Consider the following 22,853-nt stretch of genomic DNA (forward strand, 5'->3'; position numbering starts at 1 on the left):
TCCCTTGAAGGCCGTCTTCGTGGACCACTCTGACGAACCGGGTGGCGCCGAGTTTGCTCTTCTGCGGTTGCTGAGGCCTCCACGTCCGTGGCGCGCGACGGTCGCCCTTCCGCCATCATCGTCTGCCGGTGACGACGTGTTCACCTCGGGTCTCCCCTCGGGTGTGTCGATGATCCGCAGCGGACCGCGGCACGCCGCACGGAAGGAGCACGGCACCGGCCTCCGCGCCAACGTCGGTCTCGCGGCGCGCATCCTCCGTTCGGGACTTGCTCTCGCCACCCACCGCCAGGTCCGCGACGCGGACGTCCTGGTTGCCAACACCACACGTGCGAGCGTGTACGTGGCCATCACGGGCCTCGCGCTCGGAAAGCCGTTCGTGGTGCACATTCGCGACCTGATCAGGAGCGAGGCAATCGGCTCGGCCGCAGCCCTCCTCATGCGCCGGCTCGTTCTTCCCCGCGCCGCCGGGGTCATCGCCAACTCTCGGGCGTCGTTGGACACGGTGAAGGACGCTGTCCGTACGGACAACATCGCCGTCATCCCCAGTCCTGCAGGGCTCAATCCCGTCGCGGTCGAGTCAGTGAACACTCGTCCTCGCGTCGATCGAATCGGCATGGTCGCCCGCATCGACCCGTGGAAGGGCCAGGAGCAGGTTCTGCGAGCGTTCGCGCAGGCGTGCGCGACGGGCGATCAGACCTTGGTCTTCTACGGAGGCCCCGCTTTCGGTCACGAGACATTCGACCGTGAGCTGCGTGACCTCGCCCGCAACCTAGGTATCGCCGATCGTGTCGAGTTCGCTGGTCACACGTCCGACGTCGCGGGCGCCATCGAAACTCTGGATGTCTGCATCCAGGCGTCGACGCGTGCCGAACCCCTCGGTCAGAACGTGTTGCAGTACCTGAGCGCAGGCAAGCCCACCATCGTGTCGGGTGAGGGCGGGCCCGTCGAGTGGGTTACCGACCATAAGAACGGGCTCGTCTTCACCCCGCGCGATGTCGCTTCACTGAGCGCCGCGATCGTCAAGTTCGTCGAGGATCGACCACTGCGACAGAGGCTCGCCGAGAACGCGGCACGTACCCCCGGACTGCGCACGGACGAGCGCGTGGGCGACGAGGTCCTCGCGGTCCTGCACAAGGCGGCCTCCGCTTGAGCGCCCGCCTCTGCTTCGTCGCCGCCCCCCTCATCGCACGCAGCGGCGTCTACAACTCGACTATCGAGCTGGTTACTGCGGCGCGCGCAGCGGGTCTTGATTGGACCGCTGTCATCGGCGTCTCGCGCAGGGCAGCGGGCTCCGCCACCAGCGCGGACGGCATTCGAGAACTCGAGATGGAGCCCTCAGGCGTCGCCGGGGTGGTGGGCCTGCTCCGCCTGCTACGCGAATGTCCCGAGTTCCGCGACGCCGATCTCGTCGTCAGCATGGCCCCGCAGAGCGACATGGCCCTGTCGCTATCGCGGCGCGAGTGGGTCGCGTATCTCCGTGGTCTGCCGTGGCCGGCCGCCGGCGAGAGTTCGCGGGCCAAGTCGACGGTGTGGCGGGCGCTGGAGAAGCTCGCCCTGTCGCGAGCACGAGAGGTCTGGTCCACGACCCGCGTCCTGGCAGCGGAAGTCGGCGGCGGCGTCGACCGACTCGTCCCCCCGGGGTTGGTTCCGCCGGCTATCGGAGACGGCGCCCCAGCCGAGGGCGCCAACGAAATCGTGTGGGCCGCGCGCTTCTCCGCCGACAAAGACCCCGACCTGTTCCTCGATGCTCTAGCGGGTGTCGACGCCCCCGGCGTCATGTATGGCACCGGTCCGCTCGAGGAGCAGACGCGCGTCCGAGCCCCGAGCAATGTCGACGTGCGTGGTTGGCGCGCACGGGATGAGATCTGGGGCCTAGCGCGGGCATATGTAGGCACATCGAGCCGCGAAGCCTTCGGCCGCAGTGCGGTCGAGGCGGCGATGCTCGGCATCCCCGTCGTGCTCTCCGATGCCTTCGGCTGCGCCGACATGCTGTACACCGACGAGACTCTGCGCGCGGAATTGGTCCTCGACCCTGCCGACGTTGGTCGGTGGCGGACCACCATCTCGCGTCTCGCTACGGATGACGCGTTCCACGCGCTCGTATCAGCGCACGTGCGGTCGAATGCAGAGTCCTTGACGATCACGTCGGCCGTGGAGTCGGTAACTGCGGCAAGCACCGCCGTTTTGTCGAGGGCGGGCTCGAGAGGCACCCATTGACCACACTGCGGAACACGTCGTGTACAGATGGATGCCCGCTCCGAACTCACACGGCGTGAGCTTCACTCTCGGTACCGACGAGGATATGGATGGCGGCAGCCGAGTAGGTCAAGCTGCAACGAGGCCCGCATAAACTCGGGCAGGTGACAGGGGAAAAGGTGGCACTCCAAAACCCGAGAACGTTCCGGGGCGATATTCAGGGTCTGCGAGCGATCGCCGTCGGTGCCGTGGTTCTCTACCACGCCGGCGTCCCTTTCCTTACCGGGGGTTATGTCGGGGTTGACATATTCTTCGTCATCAGCGGGTTCCTCATCACGTCGCACCTACTGACGAGCCTCGAGCGCCACGGGCGCGTCCAATTCGCGAGCTTTTACGCGAAGAGGGCGCGCCGCATCCTCCCCGCTTCGTTCCTCGTGCTGCTTGTATCGGTCGTCGCGGCGCTGATCTGGTTCCCGCCTCTGCTCATGGAGGAGGTGTGGAGGGGTGCCGTCGCCACGGCTCTATACGTTCCAAACCTTCTCTTCGCCCTCGACGGCACCAATTACCTCGCGGAGAGCACCCCGTCGCTTTTCCAGCACTATTGGTCGCTCGGGATCGAGGAGCAGTTCTACCTGATCTGGCCTCTCCTGCTGACCCTCGGATGGATGTTCGTGCGGTCGAGAAAGGCGCTCGGGGCTGTGTTGGTCGCCCTCGTGATCGTGTCGTTCGTCGGGTGCGTTTTCTTGACCTTCCAGCTCCAGCCCTGGGCGTTCTTCTCCCTCCCCACCAGGGCTTGGGAACTCGGCGTTGGAGGCCTGGTGGCTTTCGCCCTGCATCACCGCACTCACGTCTGGGGACCGCGCACGGCCGCTGCCGCCGGCTGGATCGGTCTTGCGGGGCTCCTTGTATCTGTCTTCTTCTTCACGTCGAAGACCCCTTTCCCCGGCTACTGGGCAGCCGTCCCCGTGCTGGCGACCGCCGTTGTCATCCTCGCCGGTGCTACCCCGACGCGGTATGGTCCGACGAATCTGCTCTCGCTGCGAGGGATGATGTTCATCGGAGCGATCTCCTACTCGCTGTACCTGGTGCACTGGCCGGCGCTGGTCATCCCGCAAGCCGCGGTCGGCTACGCCCATCCGCTCCCGTTGTGGGCGACGCTCCTCATCGCGGCAGCCTGTGTGCCCGTGGCCTGGCTCCTCTACCGCTTCGTGGAAGATCCCGCGCGAGGGTGGAGTCTGCTGGCGAAAGCTCGTCCTCGCCGGACACTGTGGGCGGCGCTGGGCGCATCCCTTGCGGCGACGCTGGTCGCGACCGCGGCGTACGCGGTGAGCGAGACCCAGCCTCTCTCCGAGCCGCGGTCCGTGGAGATGGTGGAAATGATGGCCCCACCGTCGTTCACCGCCTTTGTGCCGGAGAACCTCCGCCCTTCGCTCCGGGAGGCCTCTTCGGACCAGCCCCGCATCTACCCCGACGGATGCCACCGCTCTTTCGCCCAGACCGCCCCCGCCGATTGCGTGTACGGGGACGCCAGTGCGCCGCGAATCGTGCTTTTCGGAGACTCTCACGCGGCTCAGTGGTTCCCGGCTCTCCAGGGATGGGCCACTGACAAGGGATACGCAGTCGAGGTGCACACGAAGAGCTCGTGCCCGTCCGTGGACGCGACGGTGCTTCGCGACGGAGTCCCGTACAGCGAATGCAGCCAGTGGCGTCAGGCCGTGCTCGACCGGATCGCGATCGAGGAACCGGCGCTCGTTCTGATCGCAAACTACGGAACGGCCACGATCGACGTCGGACCCGACACAACCTATCCCCGGGCGTGGGGTGCCGCGTTGGCATCCACTCTGTCGAACATCTCGACGCCCGTCGCCGTCATTGCCGATACCCCGAACCTGGGGCAAACCCCCTCGATCTGCCTATCGGCGCACCTCAACGACACGGCGCAATGCGGCCTGTCGCGCGACGAAGCCCTCCGCGCCGACGTCCGCGACTCGGAGGTCGCCGCCGCATCCTCGGAAGGCGTTCCGATGATCGACCTGACGGACTTTCTCTGCTCGGACGTGTGCGAACCGATCATTGGGGACACACTCGTCTACCGCGACGCGCATCACCTCACGGCGACCTTTAGCGCGCAACTGTCGAGGCCGCTGGGCGTGGCTCTAGACGCGATCATCCCCTGACCGGGTACGGGAGCGAAGGACAGGTCTTCGCGGGCCAGTGCGGGCCGCGCGCTGAGGCACACCGGCAGCCGAAGAGCTTGAACCAGATACGTCGCCAACGCTAATGGCCGACACAGTCTTCGCTAGAACGCGCGAGTTACTGTCACCGCTGAAGGAAGGCGACACCATGATTGCGCACAAGTACACCGTCGGCGCCGTAATCGCCGGCGTGATGGTTGCGGCTATCGCGGCCGCGACCTTTTGGGCGACGGACGAGCAGGAAGCCCCTGCAGGGGCGACCTCCCCCTCTAGCACCATCTCAGTAACGAACCAGTCGCTCGTCTTCGCGACCACCCGAGACGTCAAGATCACAATCGCGGGTTACGACGGTACGCTGCAGTGGACGGTCAGAACACCGTCGGGACATGTCGCCGCGTCCGGCACGGAACCGAGCTCCCCAGCCGCCACCTTCCATCCGCGCGTGCCCTCTTCGGGTCTGTACTCCCTCGTCGCGACGGACCAAAACGGCGAGGTCACGACGAACTTCCTCGTCAACGGTCCCACCCGGGCAGCGCAGGATCCCTTCTTCTCCGTCGCCACCCATTGGGGCAAACAATCATTCGCATCTACGACGTGGCCACTCGCGAAAACCCTGCCGCTCGTCACCTCCCTAGGGTTCTCACAAATCCGGGATGAGACATCGTGGCAGAACGTCGAGTCGGATCGCGATTCCTACTCGGTTCCCGACTTCGCCTCCGCGCTGTCGACCGCGACGCAGAAGAACAACCTGCGCATGATGCTCGTCGCGGGGTACGGCAATCCGAAGGCTTACCCCCAGGACATGAACGACGCCATGTCACCGCCGAGATCGGCGGAGGCGCGCGCCGGCTACGTGAATTACATCAACACCGTTCTCGACGCGAACCCCAACATCGACAAGGTCGAGGTATGGAACGAATTCAACCGCCCCAAGAGGAACACGAGTTCGTGCCAGAGCGGTACCTGTTACGCCGCTCTCGTCCGGGCGGTCTTCCAGGGAGTGAAAGCCGCCCACCCCGACGTGCAGATCGTGGCAGGCGACACGGCCGGGACTCCGATCTCGTGGTTCCAGGAGTTCATCGACGCCGGCGGCCTCAGGTATTGCGACCTCATCTCGACACACGGGTACTCGAGCGACACAGCCACACTCCGGCAGAGCATCACGCACCTCGACGACCTGGTGAAGAAGCACAACGGGGGCGTTTCCAAGCCCATCATTGTGAGCGAAGTAGGGCTGTCGAATACTGCGGTTGCGCCCCCTCACCAATACGTGAGCAGGGTCGGCACGCAAGAACAGGCTGCCGCTGGGCTCGTCAAGATCTTCGTCACTCTGAAATCCCTCCCCGCGGTGTCACAGGTCGTGTGGTACGACGCCATAGACGACGGCACCGACCTCACGGATCCACAGGCAAACTTCGGCCTATTCCGCCAGCCCACGCACTCTGTCTCCGCCTTCGAGCCCAAGATCACCGCGGCGGCAGCCTCGTATCTCATCCGCCAGCTCGCCGGTTACCGGCTCAGCTCCTCGTCTACGCCCACACCGGGAGTGTCCGAGTTCGTCTTCACCGCCGGGGACGGCTCGATCCGACGGGTGCTCTGGGAAAATGCGGCCTTCGCCGCCGACGATTCGCCAACGACGACCGTACCCGTCACCGCCCGTCCGGGTTACCGGACGACGGTCACCACCTTCACCGGGGAGAAGATCCGCAACCTCACCCCCGGGCGCACCGACCTCGACGTCGGAACCCAACCAATCTTCATCGACGAGTCACAGACCTCGCGGTGAGAGAGCCTCGCCGCCAAGAGCAAGTAATCACCCGCTCCCGGTGACGTTCTCCTGGATCACGAGAGTCGGCGCGGTCGCCTCTCCCCCTTCTCTCGAGCTGAAGCGCGACATGAGCGCCTCCGGCGTCGTGGCTACTGTGCCGCCGAGGGCGATCGAGATGCGCTTTGTGCCAGAGGGGAGCTTCTTGATGTAGTCGGTCAGATCAACTTTCCACGTCTTCGATTCGCGTGTCACGGTGAAGGATGCAATGCGCTGGCCGAGTTGGGGTCCATTCGCATACGTCGTGGTCGACTCCGACCACGACCCGGACACCGCATAGATATCCACCTTGCCCTGGGTGCGACTGGGGTCGTCAATAAGGGCACCGTACAAGGAAAGCACCGCGGACTTCGTCGACGCGGGGGTGGTACCCGTGAGATCAAAGCTCATGTAAGAGGTTCGAACATTTGCTCCATCCGCAGATGACCCAGGGGATCGCGGTTTGACGTCGAGCCGGTTGAGACCGCCGAGGAGTGTATTCGTCGTGGAGCCGCCCTGTGTAAAGGTGTCCCCGTCGGTGCGGAGCGTAAAGAGACCTGGTTCGTAGACCGTCACCGAATTGGTGAAGGTGCGAGACAACGGGCCCTGCGAGACCGTCGTCGTGACGGTCGCCACCCCCGCTGCACGCCCGGTGAGTCGCCCGTCTGCACCCACTGAGACGACTGACGGGACGTCGGAGACATGCGTCGCGCCGGCCGAATCGACCGTCGCGCCGGTGATATCGACGGCCTTCACGGGCACACCCACAGTCTGCCCGATCGGAATCTTCGGGGGCACCGACACCGTTGCATCGGCGAAGAGCCGGTCCGGCAGTGCCGCGGGAGCCGAGCCCGGCGACAGCAGCTCCGCCTCCCGAAGGACGGCTTGCCAGGTCGACGAGCTTGAGACGAGTTCGAGACGAACCTGGGCGACCTTGCGCGAGAACTTGAACGAATAGTCGGCTGTGCCCTGACCACCGCTGTACGCAAACGTGCCTTCGTTGTTCCAGCTCTTCCCATCCAGAGACGTCAGCAACTTGAAGCTGACCCGCTGGCTCGCATCGGGACTCCACGCGGCACGCACCGTCCTCAGCAGCGTCGTCTGGGGCAGAACCCAAGTGACGGTGGCGCCCCCGCGACCGGCCCACCCCGTGGACGTCGATCCATCGTGCGTCGCCGCCGACGTCCCCCGGAGGGTCGCTGTGGCCGCCGATCGCGACACCGTCGCTTTCGCTGGGGCCAAGACAATCTCGAGACGGGGCGGAGTCGATGACTCGGAACTACCGAAACGTGCCATAAGCGCGGCGTTGTCCGGAGCGGAGCCGCCCAGCGCCAGATCGAAGGCCGACAGTTGCCCGCTCTGAGTCTTCTTGACCGCGTCAGTGAGATCGAGGCGCGACTCACCGCTCTGTCGCGTGACTAGTGTGCTCCCCACCGGAGCACCGAATGCGGGACGGTTCTGATATGTCACGCCCGTGTCGCTCCAGGTGCTCGCCGGCCGATACGCATCGACCCGCACAGCATCCCCGCTCGCCCCATCGGCGATCACACTAGTGAGTACCAGAACGGCGCTCGCGACCCGCGCGGTGTCGACGCCCGACAGATCGAAACGCAGCAGACTCGTGCGCACCCGAGTTCCGTCGGCGGGTGTCGCGGGGAGGGTCGGTTTCACGTCAAGCCGGTCGGCGCGAGCGAAATTCTTGGCAGCGCTCGCTCCTCCCTCCACGAACGTGTCTTGCACCGGCCGTAGCGACAGCGCCTGCGACGCGACGACAGCAAGCTCTCGGGGCTGAGAGGGAAACTCCCAGTTACCCACCCGGGCATACGCGCCGAGCACGGTCGATCCGGGGGATACCCCGACGGCACCCTTTGCCTCGATGCGAGCGACACCGCGATTACCGGACACCACCTCGATCTGAGCGTTGGCCGCCGCTCCGCTCACCGTTGCGCTGACGGGAGCCCACTCATCGACCGCAAGTGAGGACACGCCGTCGGTGAGCCCTACACTCCATGCACCGGGCATGAGATTCGCCGGCGCCGGCGTCCCGCGGAATCCGGATACGGCGATCTCACGGATCGTGGAGGTGCGGTCGCCTCCCGGGTCGCCGGACACCTCGACACGAATTTTCGACGTCCGCGGGGGCGAATCCATCGTGTTCGATGACCACCCTGACGCCGACCGATAGCTCCCCGACGCGGCCGCGATCCACGTACTGTCCTTGGGCACGAGGATCCGGTAATCGATGCGCCGCGACGAGTTGGCCGTCCAAAGGATGTCCAACTTGTTGACGTCGATCTGGCCGCGGAAAGTCAGCTCGATGTACTGCACGCCGGATGTCGCCCAGCCGCTCGACTCGTTGCCGTCGTGAGCCGCGCCCGGTGTCCCCCGCGTCGTCGAGGAAGCGGTCGAAGTTTTGACCTTGGTGAGTTCCGGAACGAATGTGACCAGGATGCCGGTGGCCAGGTCACTCCCGACCAGATATGAGCCCGGCATCGACGTGGTGGCCCTGATCGGAACCGCGCCTCCAGCGGCGTTACGTGCCACGATGTTTGGGGCCGAAAGCGCCGGGTCCCGCGGAATCGTATAGCTGCGCCGACTCGCGGCGAACCCCTGGGTCCCTGCCCCGTCGACCGTCAGCCGCGACAACTGCACGGCCGCCTCGGGGGAGTTTCCCCAGGCGGTCAGGGCAACGACCTGGCCGGCGCGTGAGGCGGTGGTCGCCGAGGGCGCCAGCAACGTCATCGTCACAGCAACGGTCTGCGACGATCCGCCAGGAACATCGACCACGAGTTTGGTGACAGCTGTGTTCTCTTCCTGCTCCGGCCGCGGCGAGATCGCGGAAGGGACTGCCGGGGTGGCGCGGAGACGTATTCCACTCGAAGCCGAAAGCTCGACGAGGAGACGCTGACCGTCTTTGTATAGAACGGCCGATCTTCCGGACTGCGTGATCTCGACCTGCGCGGACGTGTGCAACCCCCACCGCGCCGTCGCACCGGCGGGGGCGGTGAACTCGTCCTGCAGGACTACCTGTTGCGAGGTGGGGAGGACTCGCACACCTCGTCGCCACGTCCCCGCGGCTGCTCCCTGAGCCGCGCTCAGGTCAGCCACGGCGAAAGATCCTGCGGCCCCCGTGCCGGATGACGACAGGCTCCCGCCCGGCGCGTCTCGGAAGTCGTTGGTGGAGTCGCGATCCAGCGTAAGTGTGTTGTGTCCCTCGAGCCTGTTGCGGTAATAATTCCACCGCGCGGAGACGGCCCCACCATTTCCGCGAGCGTCATAGCTGGCGCGATCGAGGCCGAGTTGCTCCGCCCAGGTGACCCCGCCGACAGACACCATCACATCACCCGCATCGACGTGCCGGTGGCCGACGGTGGGATCCCCGCCGTAGCGCAGCGCAGCGAATGGGGCACGCACGTCGGTAGTGTCTCCGCGCACCGTCGCCACTCCGCCGTCCGGGTAATTTGCGACCCTCGGTCGGGACTGTTGTTCGGGCGCAAGCACCGGAACCGCAGGGTTGCGCCAGACGAGCCGCTGCGCCGCTTTGCGGCTCGTCTCCATCCCCGCCGCCATCGACTCGAGTGATGAGTCCCCAGTCAGGCGTGCCAGGCCCGAGAACCCCAGCGCGGGAAAGACGGCCGTGTCACTGTCGGCGAACGTGAAGGTGTCACCGGATGGGCTCATCAGGTCACGGATGAACGTACCGCTGCGAGCGATCCCGCCGATTCCGTCCAGGCCCTGGGTCGACCCAGTCGCCGTCTTCAGAGCGTTCAGGAAGGTGACGGCGTAGTCGGTGGCATACTCCCAGTACATTGGCCCTTCGGCGTAGCTACCGTCGGCGAGGTATCCCGTCAAACCGTTCTTGATCGACTCGACCGCGTAGCCCAGAGCTCGCTGAGCATCTCCGCTCGTGTCTTCCGAGGCGATGGCGAGGCTCGCCAGCCCGACGCCGCTATTGCCGACGACATTGCGGTTGTGGGTTGCCGGGACCCAAGAGTCTGGGTAGTCCTGTGGCGACTCGTACATCGGGATGGCCGGCCGGATGGCCTTGGTCAGCATTGCGTTGCGAAGCGTGGTGCGCCGCGCGTCGGTCCAGTAGCTGTAACCCCAGTCGTAGGCGACCGCGAAAGCATTCGCGATCTCCGCCGTCTGCAAGAAATTTTTGGGATTCCAGTCGGGGAATCTGCTTGCGGCGTCGAGGTTCTTCCAGAGGCTCTCCATGTACTTCGCGTCGCTCGTCAGGCGCCAGGCCATGGTCAAGGTGTATGCGCGGTCGACCAGCGTTTTCGGCGTCGTCAGCGTGCTGCTCGGATCCTGCAAGTCGTACGATACGACGGGCAGCGTGAGTTGATAGTTGGCAGAGTTCAGAACGTCCTTCTGCAGCCTCGCCGACGCGGCATCCTTGCCGACGTTGGAGCGGATGGTCGCAAACTCGCCTTCATTCGCGACCAAGATTCGCGGGTGGCTGGCGCTAACCGGAACATTGGCACGAACGGCGGCCTTCGCAGGAGAAACCGCGACAGCCAGGTCGGCCACTATGACGGCACAGGCTAGTAGCGAGGCCACTACCATCGCCCAATTGTGACGCGATCCAGAACGTGTGACGCGCATTCGGACTCCGTGTACCCGAAGCTGGCACGAACGCATCGCAGCATCCGAGGCGGAACCCAACCGAGCGCCGCAACGGTCAATCTAATTCAGCTAACTCAGAATTTCGATAGGCAGCATAAAATTACATTCTCCACAATAGCCATTTGGGGGACAAAACAGCTCGGTTCTGCTTTGTTCGTGCCCTTCAAGGGCAAACAACCCCGGCACGACAAACTCCCCCGGCCTCGGGCACGACGAGAATCAGCCGACCCGCCAGCCAGAAATCAGCGGCGGTGGCGGCGGCCGACGTGGGTCGTGGCAACCTGGTATGTCCTGAGGTAATCGATTGCGAGCACCGGCCAGTCGAGGCTTCCGAGTTCGAGTGCGGCGCGCTCCCCCGCATCTTTGACGCTGGCCACTGCGCTCTCGAGGGAACTCTCGTCGAGGGGCGAGTCGTAGAGCAGGACCCAGTCGACGCCGAATTGCGACTGGTAATACTCGGTCGCGGGAGTTCGCGGCGCGATCACGGGGCGATCCAGGCTCAAGGCCATGAGAAGGGCACCCGAGTTGTAGAGGTCAGCGTAAGGAAGGACCACGACCGAAGACCGGGTTATCTCCCGGTAGAGATCGTTATCGTTCAGGGCCTTCAGCAGGGTGGTGACCTGACCGGTGGCGTCCTCGGCGGACGATTGCACGTCAGCGGCGATCACGGGGGTGTGCGGCTTCCCCACGATCCGCAGATCATAGCCACGTCCGCTGAGGTCGCTCGCACCGAATGCGCGGATAAGACCGGGCACATTCTTGTACGCACGGATGAAGCCGAAGTAGAGGATCCGCCGACCGGAAGAGGGAGCGCGTGCTGTATCAGGGATGAGCGAGCGATAGTGCCCGTGCGGGATCACATCGACCGGGGCGGCGAGCCCGGCCATATCGACCGCCGGGTTGAGGGCCACGTAACGGTCGACGCGACGGTCCAGACGCGCGAGTTCCGCAGCGGCGGCCTTTCCCGGGTCTTCATGGGTGGCGAGGTTGTGGATCGTCAGCACGATTGCTGTGCGGCGCCACTTCAGGAGTCGCATCCATACTCGGAAGCGCAGACGTTTCGCCAGCGAGACGAGCGGATTGCCCGCGACGAAGTACTTCTCGGGCCATTGGAAATGGACCACGTCCCACCGCTCGAGGAAAGCCGCGCGCCATGAGAAGTACGACGAGTCGGTCTTCTCCGACAGGGCATCTATCAGCAGTGAGGCAAACGGGTTCCCCTGATCGCTCGGGGGATAAACAGTGTGCAGAACGCGCATCACGCGCCCCCGGCCGTCCGAGCGGACGGCATGAAAACGTCATCAGGGAACGCTGTCAGGAGGGGGGCACTGGACCACGCCGCGAGCGCGTTCTCATGGCGGTGACGCGACGTCGATGCGTGAGCGAGTGCGGAAGGGAAGTCTTCGAACATCGGCAGCTCCTCACGTCCCGTTCCGCGCGCGTAGTCCTCGTACTTGAAGGCGCTCTCGGCGGAGGGCTTGATAAGGGCGACGGGCACACCCAGCATCTCGGCGAAGATCAACGCATGCAGGGAGGAGGTGACAATAACCTCGCTCGCGGCTATCTCCGTCAGCACCTGCCTAAGCGGCGACCGCGGCGAGACGACATGTCCGGCCGGAACGGGGCCGCCCAGATCGTTCAAGTTCGGCACGTAGAGAACTTCCCGCGACGCCTCGCGAACTGGCCGGGGAAAGCCCAGCTCGAACAGCAGCAGGGCGGGGTCACCGTAAACATCCGGGATTGGGTGGCCGGTGCGGTCGGAAATCCACTGTCGTGTGAGGGGACCACGGACCGCGCGAACATCGAGGGTGCTCCAGCGGTAGCGGTCGGAGGAGATCTTGCCATTGATACCGCTGCCCCACACCACGTCTCCGTCGTCGGCAAAGTGCAGCACCGAGCCCACAGAAAAGAGGCGGACCGGACTACCGGAACGCGACTCGGGCGACACACCCAACCGCTCACGCATGAGGTCGACGACCATCGGACCGACGAGATCGCCGAAGTTGTTCTTGCGCGGCCCGATGGCGAATCGGCGCAGGAAGGGCAGGTTCAGAGATGTGCGCGGGTTCCACGCGAAAGTCTCTACGCGACCGGTCAACGGAAACTCCTTCGAACGATGTGGATGATCGACCTGACGTCGCGACCGATCGGCTTGACCACGAGTGCCGCGAGGGCATAGAACGCGAGGCCGATCGTCATGCCGATCACGATGCGAACGATGGGGATCAGCTCGTGGAAGAACAGAATGTCTGCCGAGAAGACCGCGCCGGCCATGAGAACGTTCACGGCAATTCCGCGAAGGCCGGTGCGGACAATGGCACCGACGTCCATTCCGGTCCGGCGCATGGGGAATGCCGAGAGGACGATCCAGTTCAACGCGAGGCTGCCCGCCACGGCCACGGCCACGCCCGTGGGACCGAACGGCGCTCCGACAATGATGAGGAGGACCATCAGGCTTCGTGTGACGATCGAGAAACGCAGTTGCAGCCCCGTCAAGCCGCAGGCCAGGAACGACCAGTAGTAGACGTACCCCATTACTTGAAAGATGCCGCCGAACGCGAGGATGGCGAAGATGCCGGCGGACGATGTCCATTGCGCCCCCAGGGCCACCTCGATGACCGGGGTGGCCAGGGCTGCACCCATACAGAACGCCGCTCCCAGAACATACGTCATACCGAGCTGCGCTTGGACGACGTACCGGCTCATGCGTGCGCGGTCGCTCTGCTGACGGGACAGGATTGGCAGGGCGACGCGCGTCAACGGCGCCGCAATCTGCTGGACGGGGATCTTGAACAGTTGGTAGGCGCGATCGTAAAGCCCGAGAGCCTCCGGGCCGGATGTCCGCCCCAGCGCGACGGAGTCGACGTTCCCACTGACGTATGAGAGCGCTTGCACGCCGAAGGAATTGGCGGCGAAGGACAGCAGGGACCGCATTGGCGCTCGCTTTGGAAGCCGAGGCATCCAGGCGGCGAAGATCAGGGTCAGCAACAGCAACATGCCCGCGGCCGCGAGTTGCTGCCCGACTAGCGCCCAGTATCCGGCACCGTTCACGGCGAGCAGCAAGGCTAAGCCGAGCCCCGCGGCTTGGGAAGCAATGTCGATAAGAGCAAGACGACCGAAGTTGAGGCTCCGCGTGAGGTGGGCGGTGAATTGTGACGCTAAGGCGGACAGCACGAAGCCGACGGCCATCACCCGAACGACCATTGCCACGCCGTCAACCTGATAGAAATCCTCGATGAGCGGCGCCGCGAGGAAGAACGCTACGTAGAGGACGAGACCCACACTCGCGCTAATCCAGAAGAGGTTGGAACGCTGCTGATCGGTGATGTCCTTCGCCTGGACGGCCGCGTTCGATAGGCCAAAGTCCCCCAGCAGCGCAGCCAAGCCGGTTACGGCCAAGACCATGGCGAAGAGCCCAAAATCGTCCGGCGAGAGGAGCCGCGCGAGGATGACGGTCGACGCCAGCTGCAGGATGAACTTGATAGCTTGACCGCCGAGCGTCACGCGGGCGCCGCGGGCAGCCTTTCCACCGTCAGACATAAAGCGCCCGCCTGCGCGTAGTGGCCGCCTGAACCGAAGCGGCCTGACAAACGAACTCGGTCATCGGGTGGTAGCCAGCCCAAGCTTGGACGAGGTGTTGCTCGCCCGCTCGGCCGAACTCACGGTCTCCAATCCAACGCCGGCGCGAGCCGACCAGATGAAGCCAAGAGTGAACATCCACAACCCAACGATCAAGACCGAAATCATTCCCCAACCAGTCAGGAGGATGATCCCCATACCCGGGATGGCGTACACGATCGCCCGGGGGGCGTGCATGTACTCGCTCGAACGGAAGAACCGCGCGATAGACCACACGATGAGAACCACGAGAGGCAGGAAGAAGAGAGATGCGAGGAAGATCCCCAGCTCCGCAGTCATGAGCAAGAAGGCGTTATGAACCGGGTACCCGGAGGCGGTAGCGGCGTCGACCTTGCCAACCACCGCGATGTAGGCGTTCGGCCCGGTTCCGATGAGGAAATCCGAATTGAGCTGGCGCAGAGCGGCCGTGAGGAGCAGCGGCCTCAGACCGCCTTGCGAGTCGTCCTCGAATCGCTCCAGAACGAGCGGACCGAAGACTCCCGCCGCGCCCAACAGGACGACCGCTCCTCCAATACGGGTACCGACACGCGCCCGCCCGGGGAAAGTAAGGATCCACGCGGCCAGAAGGATCGCCATTGCGATCAGATTGGCCCGACTGACCGTCAATCCACCAACCAACGCGGCGGCGGCAACACACGCGAACGCCAATCGTGAAATTTGCTTCTGGGCTGCCGTCGTAAAGGGAAGCGACATGAGCATGAGAGCGAAGGCGACCTTCGACAGATTGGCCGGGTGGCCGATAGTCCCCGAGACCCGCCCGACGGTCTGTTCCAGAGTTCGCTCCGAGTTGACCAACCCCGTCGGCAAACTGACACCCGCGAGCTGAAGCACAGCGACTCCCAGCTGCAGCACCAACACCACGAGGATGGCAGCGAGGAAAAACCGCGCGAACCTGGCCTGATTGAATGCCTGCCGCCCCACCGCCCATCCCACCCCAAAGGCGAGAACGGCACTCAGCAGCACAACGTACCCCGACCACTGGGGCACGGTGCCCTGCCAGGTCGTGAACATCGCCACCGTCAGGAGCAACGCAAAAACGATCAAAGGGACGGGGAGCTTGAGTCTGCCCTGACCAACGACCACGATGATCGCCGCAACGACGATCACGAGAATCTGAGTTTGCAGGCCCAACGACGCCGGAGCGATGTCGTATGGAGTGGACTCAGGCGATCGGACAAATGTGGCGATCGTCCGAGGGAACAAAGCCGCCCCGAAGAGAAAGACGAGAAGCGCATTGGCCGCGAACCCGTACCGCCGGTTCAGAGCGATGGCAATGAACGGGCCGACGATCAGCAGCACGATCAGCGCGACGATGAGTAGCACGTCTCTCCACTTTCGCCTCGGGACCGGCGAGGGTCCGCGCCAAAAATGCGCAAGATGCGACAGGCCACCTGCTGCTTCCCCCGTCGAGAATGTTATCAGTTGCCACGGATCGGGCCCGCCCGGCGCCAATCTACGGCTACACGAGCGCGCAAGACGTCGCACGGGCGCAGCATTCTTGCGGCTAATCCACGGTGTGCTGATTGTGGGACCAGCAAACGGCGAGCGCAGCGGGCACCGCGCGAAGGTCGCCGTTTCTCGCATCGGGCACGGGCTCGCACGACAGCCGGCTCAGCCGATGACGCGACGCCAGAACCTGAACCCGACGATCTCTCCCTCCAACTGATACGACGATGCGACGAATGGAGCCAGCCCCGTGAAGTTAGCCTCGCCGGGCATGCACTCGGTCGAGATACCGCACGACGTCGGCGATTCGACGATCAGAGCAGGCGGGAAGGATGTCACGTCGGAGAGATACTGCGCGGGGAGCCCCCCGTAGCCCTGTTCGACAGGGAGCGAGTACGTGATCGAGGTTGGCGAGAGCCGCCCCGATGCGGCGAGGATCCATGTCTCGGCTCCGTGGACGAGGACGCGGTCATCCGGGCTCGTCTCGGCGACCACCCGATCGACGAGCTGAGCCTGGTAGGAGCCGTCGACGAAGACGCCCGCCTGGGTCACGACGCGCAACCCATGCAGAGCCCCGGCAGAAGATCCCGCCAGCACGAGCAGCGCCACTCCTCCAGCAACCGCGCCGCGCCACACGGCATCCGCATGGTGAGAGGCATGTGGGCGTTCGAGAGGGAGAAGCTGGGAGATGAGAACGACGACGGCGACGGCGAATCCGGCCGTGGCGACGATGAGGTAGTGGGGGTAGGGCCGACCAGACACCATCTGCGACAGCGCGTCCAGTCCCCCGACGATCACGAACAGAGCGACGACGAAAGAGGGCGTGCGGGAGTCGGCGGCATCCGCGCTCCTCCGCAGCGCGAGCCACGCCCCCGCGAGCACGAGGGTCGCCACGACGACGGCCCCGGAGACGAGCAACTGCGCCAAGGTGCCGAACGCCGACAGTCGATCGCCCGTGCCGGTGCCACCCGAATAGAAGAGGTTGTAGCGGAGGTACTGATCGATGCCCGCGCGCAGGGCGTCGCCCGCCCAGAGCCAGAGCGCGAGACCGGCACCAACGACGACCACCACGGCGGCGGCCGCCGCGGCGAAGACGATCCGGCGTCGCAGGAGGACGACACCCGCCACGGCGACAACCACCACCCCCACCACGTTGTTCATGCGGGTGAACAGGCCCATAGCGAGAGCCGCACCCACGATGAGCCCCAGTCCGGCTGCCATCCGCCCGGATGCGTCGCGTCCCGAGCGCAGAGCGACATGCGCGGCTGCGGAGTAGGCCACCAGCTGGAAGGGGAAGAGCCACGTCTCGGTGAAGTTCCCGCCCTCGAAGACCCCCAGGTAGGTCACGCCGGCGATCAGGACCACCACCGGAGCCCAGCCTCCGATCCACCGCGACCAGATGACCCCGGCGATCGACAGGCCGAGGAAAAGCACGAGCGCCTCGAGGAGGGGCGCCCCGACGATCCCTCCCCCCAACCGCCACGCTGCCGTCTCGATGGCCGCCAGGAGGGGGCCCTTGTGATCCCACGAGTCGACGTACGGCATCCCCCCGCGTGAGACGACCATCCCGGTGTAGAGGAAGACGCCGGAATCGCGCGTGATGTGACCCGTGAGGATCATCGGTACGTAGGCGAGCGCACTGATGAGGAGAGCGGATGCCGCGGACAGCAGCGCGGCGCGCGAACGGAGCAGGCTCACGCGGCCGGCTCCCGGACGCCCACGACGTTGCGTTCCCGCCACTTCTGCAGCACCCTCCGGTCACGGATGTGCACCGCGGCCACCGTGATCGCCGCAGCTGCCACCCCACCCCACCCACCGATGGTGTTGGCGATGACGTCGTTCACGGTCGCGAAGCGTGCGGGCAGCACGAAGAACTGCAGGGTCTCGAGTGTCACAGACAGGGACGGCACGAGAGGAAGGGCTATCCAGAGGAAGCGTGTCGGAAAGAGGAGGGAGAGGAAGTACCCCACCGGCACGAAGAGAGCGATGTTCGCAGAGAACTCCAGCCAGCGATACCCGAACCACCCCGGAACGCCGTTGCGGTGCAGCACCGAGAGCACCCGTTCGATCGCGCTTTCGTAGCCCTGATCGATCGGCGTGGGCGACATGGTGACCAGGAGCACGAGAGCCAGGCAGAGGCCCAGTCCCGTTGCGGCGATGAGAAGGCGCATGGTCAGCCGCGCAACGCCGCGTCGCGCCCGGAGATGCGCGCCCGACCTCGTCGAGGTCCGCGGATGTCGACCCGCCACAGTTCGGCGAAAGCTCGAGCGGCGAACCGCACGAGTCGACCAGGAGGGAGCACCACGCGCGTGCGTCCCGCGCCCCACATGGTGCCCTGAGAGACCGCCCCACGACGCGGGATGCTCTCCACCGACACGTAGCGGACGCGGAGGCGCTCGCGAGCTTCGGCGATAGAGAAGTGCACGTGCGGGACGAGAGCGCCGTCGGGGACTCCGTCGACGAGCATCTGCAGCGTGTCGGGGTGGTAGGCGCGGAGCGGAGTGTTCACGTCGGGCACGGACCGCCCGCACAACAGCATCACCGCGAAGCGGACGAGTCCGCTGAGGCATCGACGGAACCAGGGGTCGGTGCGGCCTCGGCGCACGCCGTGGACGACGTCCGCCTCGGCGCGATCGAGAGCGACGGCGACCCGGGCGATGTCGTCACCGTAGAACTGACCGTCGCCGTCGACGTGGACGATGGTCCCCGCCCCACTGCGCAGGCCTTCGGCGTACGCGGCGAGCGCCGTCGGTCCATGCCCGCGATTGACGGGGGCGCGCACAACGTCGGCGAGCGGCGCGGCCGCGCTGCTCGTGTCATCGGTCGATGCGTCGTCCATGACGATCAGCGTGACAGAACGTCCGACGGCGGCGAACGAGGCGCGGATCTCTGCGAGGAAGGACGGAAGCGCCTCGGCCTCATTGAACGCCGGTATCACGACCGCGACGTGATCTTGCGCCTGCACCCTGGCATCCCCGCATTCCTCCGGGATGAATTCACCCGGCTACTCCCCCGAACATGTAGCGTATGACACTCGTGGGGCGCACCAGGAATCTTCGGCGCGCGGGCGCTCTGTCCGTGCGGTTCCTGATCGTGGGTGCCATCAGCACCGGAATCGAGATCGCGGCGTTCAACCTGCTGCTGCTCGCGGGTGTCGGTCCGGTGGCCGCGAAGGTCATCGCCTCTCTCATCGCCCTCGTCAATGCGTACGTGGGCAACCGGGAGTGGGCCTTCCGTTCCCGTTCCCGCACGGGGGCCGGGCGCCAGATGGTGCGCTTCCTCGTCGTGAACGCCGTCTGCACGGGTCTGGGCGCAGCGGCGGTGTGGGCTGGAGCGCAGGCGTTGGAGGCGATCTACGGGGATGCCGGCCCGATCGGGCTGAACATCGTCAACCTCGTCTCGATCGCCGGGGTCACCGTCGTGCGCTTCGTCCTCTACCACTTCGTGGTCTTCCCGCCCGCCCGCACGATTCCGGTCGCGGAAGAGCCCTCCGGTAGGCTCGGCGCGTGAAGACCGCCCCCCGAGTCCTCGGAACCCTGTCGCTGCTGGCCGCTCTCGCCTCGCTCGGCGTGCAGCTGGCGGTGGTGGCGCGCCTGTGGGCGGCCTTCGTCGAAACGATCCCGCTGACCAGCACACTCGCACTGAGTACGGCGGGCGCTGTGCTGGGGCTGGTTCTCGCCGTGGTCGCCGTGATCCTCCGGCGCGGTTCCGTCGGCGTGCTCGCGCCCATCGCGGGCCTCATGAACCTCGGGCTCCTGGCGGGTTACGCCTACCTCTTCGCCACCCTCTGAGCCGAAGAACAGACGAGAGGCGCCGCAGTCGCTGCGGCGCCTCTCGTCGTTTTCGTTCGATCAGCCGCAGGGCTTGTCGACGACGCTCGTGCGAACCGGGTTCACCATCGGAGTGTGGACCAACGAGACGTCCGCACCGTCGTCGGGGCTGCCTTCGAACGTCACCGTCATCGTGTGCGCGTCGTTGAGCCCGTTGACGACCCACATGCGGCCGACCGGTCGGCCCAGGTGGTCTCCGGTCGTGATGGACACGTCGGCGCCGTCGAACGATGCCCCGACGAACCGGGAACCACTCGGCCCGTAGAACTGAAGGTCGGTCCCGATGTATCCCTTCGGGTAATGCCGGGCGCCATCGACGTACCGTCCCAAGGTGTCCGACGTGGCCTGGTCGAGGGCATTCACGAAGGTCACGGTCGTCGTATAGGTGGGCACGGACGAGCACCGGTCGACGACGACGTCCGCGGACATCCACGTGTAGTAGCTGAGCTTGCCCTCGGTGAGGTCGTTCACGAAGACGCCGAGCGTCGAGTCCGCCGGGCCATCCGTGGAAGGCAGCGGACCCGAGAGGCGGGAGCCCTCGAAAGCGGAGCTCACGCCCTCTTCAAACGAGTGGAAGTACACCCTGTTCTCATCCACCGCCTGGACGATCGCGGCGGCGAAGGGGACGGGTTTGAAATCTCCCGACGAGACGGCGTCGAAGACCTCGACCGCTGCGGACGCGAAGAACGCATCCTGGTTCGCGTTGTCGGGGTACCGCGCGTACACGTCGCTCAGCAGGATACGGACGGCATCGGCCGACGTCAGTTCGTCGCCGGTCGCGAGTTTGATGGGCCCGGTCGCTCGCAGAATGTATGAGAGCACCACCGGATCGATGGAGATCACGCCATCGACGGGCGTTCCGAACGACTCCGTCCAGTACGCCTTTGCCAGCTCTGCGGACAGAGCGAAATCCGGTGTCGAGGTGATGTCCTGCGAATAGCGACCGACCTTGTCGTCGTACAACTTCACGACCTCGGGGTCCAACGGGATGATCGGCGACTCTCGCGTGTTCTTGAAGTCACGGCTCGTCGCCTGCTGGGCGATCTCCATCTTCCCGCCCTCGAAACGGAGCATCACGACGGATGCCGGAATCCCACCGGTACCGCGGGCCTCGGCATTGTTCTGCACCAGAAGCAGGTAGTTCTTCGGTCCGTCCTGGCCCATCATCGACGGCAGGTACGGCATGAGTTCGTTCGCTCGCGACAGGGCGGGCTGCAGCCCCGCGACGGCGCCGGTCAGCTGGGACAACGGCCCCCGAAGCGCACCAGGGGTCTGTTCCAGGTCGACGCCAGAGAGAGCATCGGCCGCTTTCACCCCGGCATCGGCCGCGGTGGAGACGGGTGCCGCGAGCGACGAGATGGCGGCGACGTCGAACACACCACCGGAGGGTCGCAGCAGTGCGGGATCGACGTCGGAGAGTGCGGGCAGAACACCCTGCGCCAGTTCGTCCACCGCCACCGTCGACTCGCGGACCGCGTGGAGCGTCGCGCCGATGAAGGGAGCCTGTTCCGCGATCCACCACAGCGGGGTGTCGGCGGCGGCGCGCGCCGCGGAGGCATGCCCCTGCAGTTTCTGAACGGATGCATCGAGGGCGGCGCGATCGTCGGATCCGAACTCGTCCTGCAGCTGCGACACGACGGGAACCGCTGCTCGCAATTCCTTCTGTGCGATGAACGCACCGACACCGACGGCTGCGGCCAGCGCCAGCGAGATGAATGCAACTGCACCGAGCGCGATCCAGGCGATCTTGGTCGGGCTCATCCGGGCGAGGGAAATACGCGACATGTCATTCCGATCACGCCGCGAGTCAGATCCGGCGTCGCACGCAACAGGGCCCGTCGCGCGAATCGGTATGCTACCTGAGTCGGATGCAAAGACTGCTGGTCGCGTTCTGTGCGCAGCTGTTGGGGGCCCGCATCCGAATGACCCGCCGAAAGACGAGGAGACGCGTGGGATCTAGCCGCACGCCATCCGTCGCGATCATCGGAACTCGGGGATACCCGAGCTACTACGGGGGCTTCGAAACGGCGGTCCGCCGCCTTTCTCCCTATCTGGTGAATCACGGCTGGGATGTGTCCGTATACGGTCGCCCGGGCGCCACAGACCCCGAGGATCCCGAGAGGGACCCCCGCGTTCTGTCCCGCATGACCAAGGGGATCGATTCTCGAGCACTCAGCACCCTCTCCTACGGCTTCACCTCCACGTTCGATGCCGCGCGCCGTCGCCCTGACGTCGCGCTCATCATGAACGTGGCGAATGGGTTCTGGCTGCCGTTGCTGCGTGCGCGGAACATTCCGACCGTCGTGAATGTCGACGGGCTGGAATGGGAGCGCGAGAAGTGGAGCGCGCTGGGGAAAGCCGTGTTCCGCGCGGGCGCGCACGTGACCGCGAAATGGTCGACGGAACGCGTGGTCGACGCCCGCACCATCGGCGACGCGTGGCAGAGCCGTTTCGGCGTCGGTGGCGAGTTCATCCCCTACGGCGCCGATGTCCCCCCTCCACTTCCCGTGGAGCCCGGCTTCGAGCACCGCGGCTACGCGCTGCTCGTTGCGCGCTTCGTCCCCGAGAACACCGTCGGCCCGTTCTTCGATGCGGCTGAACGGCTTGCGCAGACGCACGACGTCATCGCCGTGGGGTCGGCCGGGTACGGGGGCGAGCTCGACGAGCGGGCCGCAGCGCTAGCCGCCCGACTCCCTCGTTTCCACTGGTTCGGCCACGTCCACGACGACAACCGTCTGCACAGCCTCTGGCAGCACGCCGGGGCTTACTTCCACGGTCACAGCGTCGGCGGAACAAACCCTGCCCTCGTGCAGGCCATGGCCGCGGGTGCACCGATCGTCGCCCGCGACACCGTGCACAGCCGTGAGGTGCTGGGCACCGACGCGGGCGAGTTCACGGGACCGGCACCCGCCGACATCGAAGGGGCCCTCCGCGGTCTGCTCACTGACCCGCACCGGCAGCAGCGCCTCAGCGAAGCCGCCGTGCGCCGCGCACAGGACGCGTACTCGTGGGAGAGCGTGAACGCCGCCTACGAACGCCTTCTGCGCGCGCATCTCCGCTTCGATGATTCAGCCGCGCAACGACCGACGAGGCAGGAACGGGAAGGCTGACGCC

General features: G+C 65.6%; 16 protein-coding genes. 7 read left to right on the plus strand and 9 right to left on the minus strand.

The features are described 5' to 3' along the window. The first annotated feature begins 334 nt into the window (after positions 1–334). From BJP65_RS16775 to BJP65_RS06420, 4 genes are all read left to right on the plus strand, one after another. Positions 335–1,150, plus strand: a complete 816-nt coding sequence (locus BJP65_RS16775) for a glycosyltransferase family 1 protein (protein WP_181015996.1) — start codon at positions 335–337, stop codon at positions 1,148–1,150. Next, positions 1,147–2,217 carry a glycosyltransferase family 4 protein gene (locus BJP65_RS06410; RefSeq protein WP_070408586.1) on the plus strand — a complete coding sequence of 357 codons (1,071 nt, stop codon included), beginning with the start codon at positions 1,147–1,149 and terminating at the stop codon, positions 2,215–2,217. The genes BJP65_RS16775 and BJP65_RS06410 overlap by 4 nt, the downstream gene beginning before the upstream one ends. 143 nt (positions 2,218–2,360) lie before the next feature. After that, the gene (locus BJP65_RS06415) at positions 2,361–4,373 is read left to right on the plus strand and encodes an acyltransferase family protein (protein WP_070408587.1); all 2,013 of its coding nucleotides are present in this window, start codon (positions 2,361–2,363) and stop codon (positions 4,371–4,373) included. Between the two features lie 103 nt (positions 4,374–4,476). Then, complete coding sequence (locus BJP65_RS06420) at positions 4,477–6,177, plus strand: glycosyl hydrolase (RefSeq protein ID WP_070408588.1); 1,701 nt, start codon at positions 4,477–4,479, stop codon at positions 6,175–6,177. A gap of 27 nt (positions 6,178–6,204) precedes the next feature. Here the strand turns inward: BJP65_RS06420 and BJP65_RS06425 are convergent, their stop codons facing one another. The 8 genes from BJP65_RS06425 to BJP65_RS06460 form a co-directional block, all read right to left on the minus strand. Further along, on the minus strand, positions 6,205–10,728 hold the full coding sequence (locus BJP65_RS06425; protein ID WP_181015997.1) for a DNRLRE domain-containing protein: 4,524 nt from the start codon (positions 10,726–10,728) through the stop codon (positions 6,205–6,207). 338 nt (positions 10,729–11,066) lie between these two features. Next, complete coding sequence (locus BJP65_RS06430; RefSeq protein ID WP_156784839.1) at positions 11,067–12,083, minus strand: glycosyltransferase; 1,017 nt, start codon at positions 12,081–12,083, stop codon at positions 11,067–11,069. Further along, the gene (locus tag BJP65_RS16780; protein ID WP_181015998.1) at positions 12,083–12,922 is read right to left on the minus strand and encodes a polysaccharide pyruvyl transferase family protein; all 840 of its coding nucleotides are present in this window, start codon (positions 12,920–12,922) and stop codon (positions 12,083–12,085) included. Before BJP65_RS16780 ends, BJP65_RS06430 begins: the two co-directional genes overlap by 1 nt. Then, positions 12,919–14,364, minus strand: coding sequence for a lipopolysaccharide biosynthesis protein (locus tag BJP65_RS06440; protein ID WP_070408592.1), 1,446 nt, complete (start codon positions 14,362–14,364; stop codon positions 12,919–12,921). The genes BJP65_RS16780 and BJP65_RS06440 overlap by 4 nt, the downstream gene beginning before the upstream one ends. A 60-nt stretch (positions 14,365–14,424) precedes the next feature. After that, a complete protein-coding gene (locus tag BJP65_RS06445) occupies positions 14,425–15,786 on the minus strand; it encodes an O-antigen ligase (RefSeq protein ID WP_070408593.1) in 1,362 nt (453 codons plus the stop codon). Positions 15,787–16,074: 288 nt separating this feature from the next. After that, complete coding sequence (locus tag BJP65_RS06450; protein ID WP_070408594.1) at positions 16,075–17,607, minus strand: hypothetical protein; 1,533 nt, start codon at positions 17,605–17,607, stop codon at positions 16,075–16,077. After that, on the minus strand, positions 17,604–18,080 hold the full coding sequence (locus BJP65_RS16785; protein ID WP_070408595.1) for a VanZ family protein: 477 nt from the start codon (positions 18,078–18,080) through the stop codon (positions 17,604–17,606). Before BJP65_RS16785 ends, BJP65_RS06450 begins: the two co-directional genes overlap by 4 nt. A 2-nt stretch (positions 18,081–18,082) precedes the next feature. Then, positions 18,083–18,874: a glycosyltransferase family 2 protein gene (locus BJP65_RS06460; RefSeq protein ID WP_070408596.1), complete on the minus strand. Its 792-nt coding sequence runs from the start codon at positions 18,872–18,874 to the stop codon at positions 18,083–18,085. 128 nt (positions 18,875–19,002) lie between these two features. Here BJP65_RS06460 and BJP65_RS06465 point away from each other — a divergent pair, with 128 nt between their 5' ends. After that, positions 19,003–19,419, plus strand: coding sequence for a GtrA family protein (locus tag BJP65_RS06465; RefSeq protein WP_181015999.1), 417 nt, complete (start codon positions 19,003–19,005; stop codon positions 19,417–19,419). Further along, entirely contained in the window at positions 19,416–19,700 is a 285-nt protein-coding gene (locus BJP65_RS06470; protein ID WP_070408598.1) for a hypothetical protein, read from the plus strand. The genes BJP65_RS06465 and BJP65_RS06470 overlap by 4 nt, the downstream gene beginning before the upstream one ends. Before the next feature lie 60 nt (positions 19,701–19,760). On the opposite strand, the gene BJP65_RS06475 is transcribed toward BJP65_RS06470, so the two are convergent. Then, complete coding sequence (locus BJP65_RS06475; RefSeq protein WP_070408599.1) at positions 19,761–21,500, minus strand: DUF4012 domain-containing protein; 1,740 nt, start codon at positions 21,498–21,500, stop codon at positions 19,761–19,763. A gap of 161 nt (positions 21,501–21,661) precedes the next feature. On the opposite strand from BJP65_RS06475, the gene BJP65_RS06480 reads away from it, so the two are divergent. Next, positions 21,662–22,849 (plus strand): glycosyltransferase, encoded by a 1,188-nt coding sequence (locus BJP65_RS06480; RefSeq protein ID WP_181016017.1) that lies wholly within the window; start codon positions 21,662–21,664, stop codon positions 22,847–22,849. The last annotated feature ends 4 nt before the right edge of the window (positions 22,850–22,853 follow it).

The sequence above is a fragment of the Microbacterium sp. BH-3-3-3 genome, from assembly GCF_001792815.1.
GTDB lineage: Bacteria > Actinomycetota > Actinomycetes > Actinomycetales > Microbacteriaceae > Microbacterium.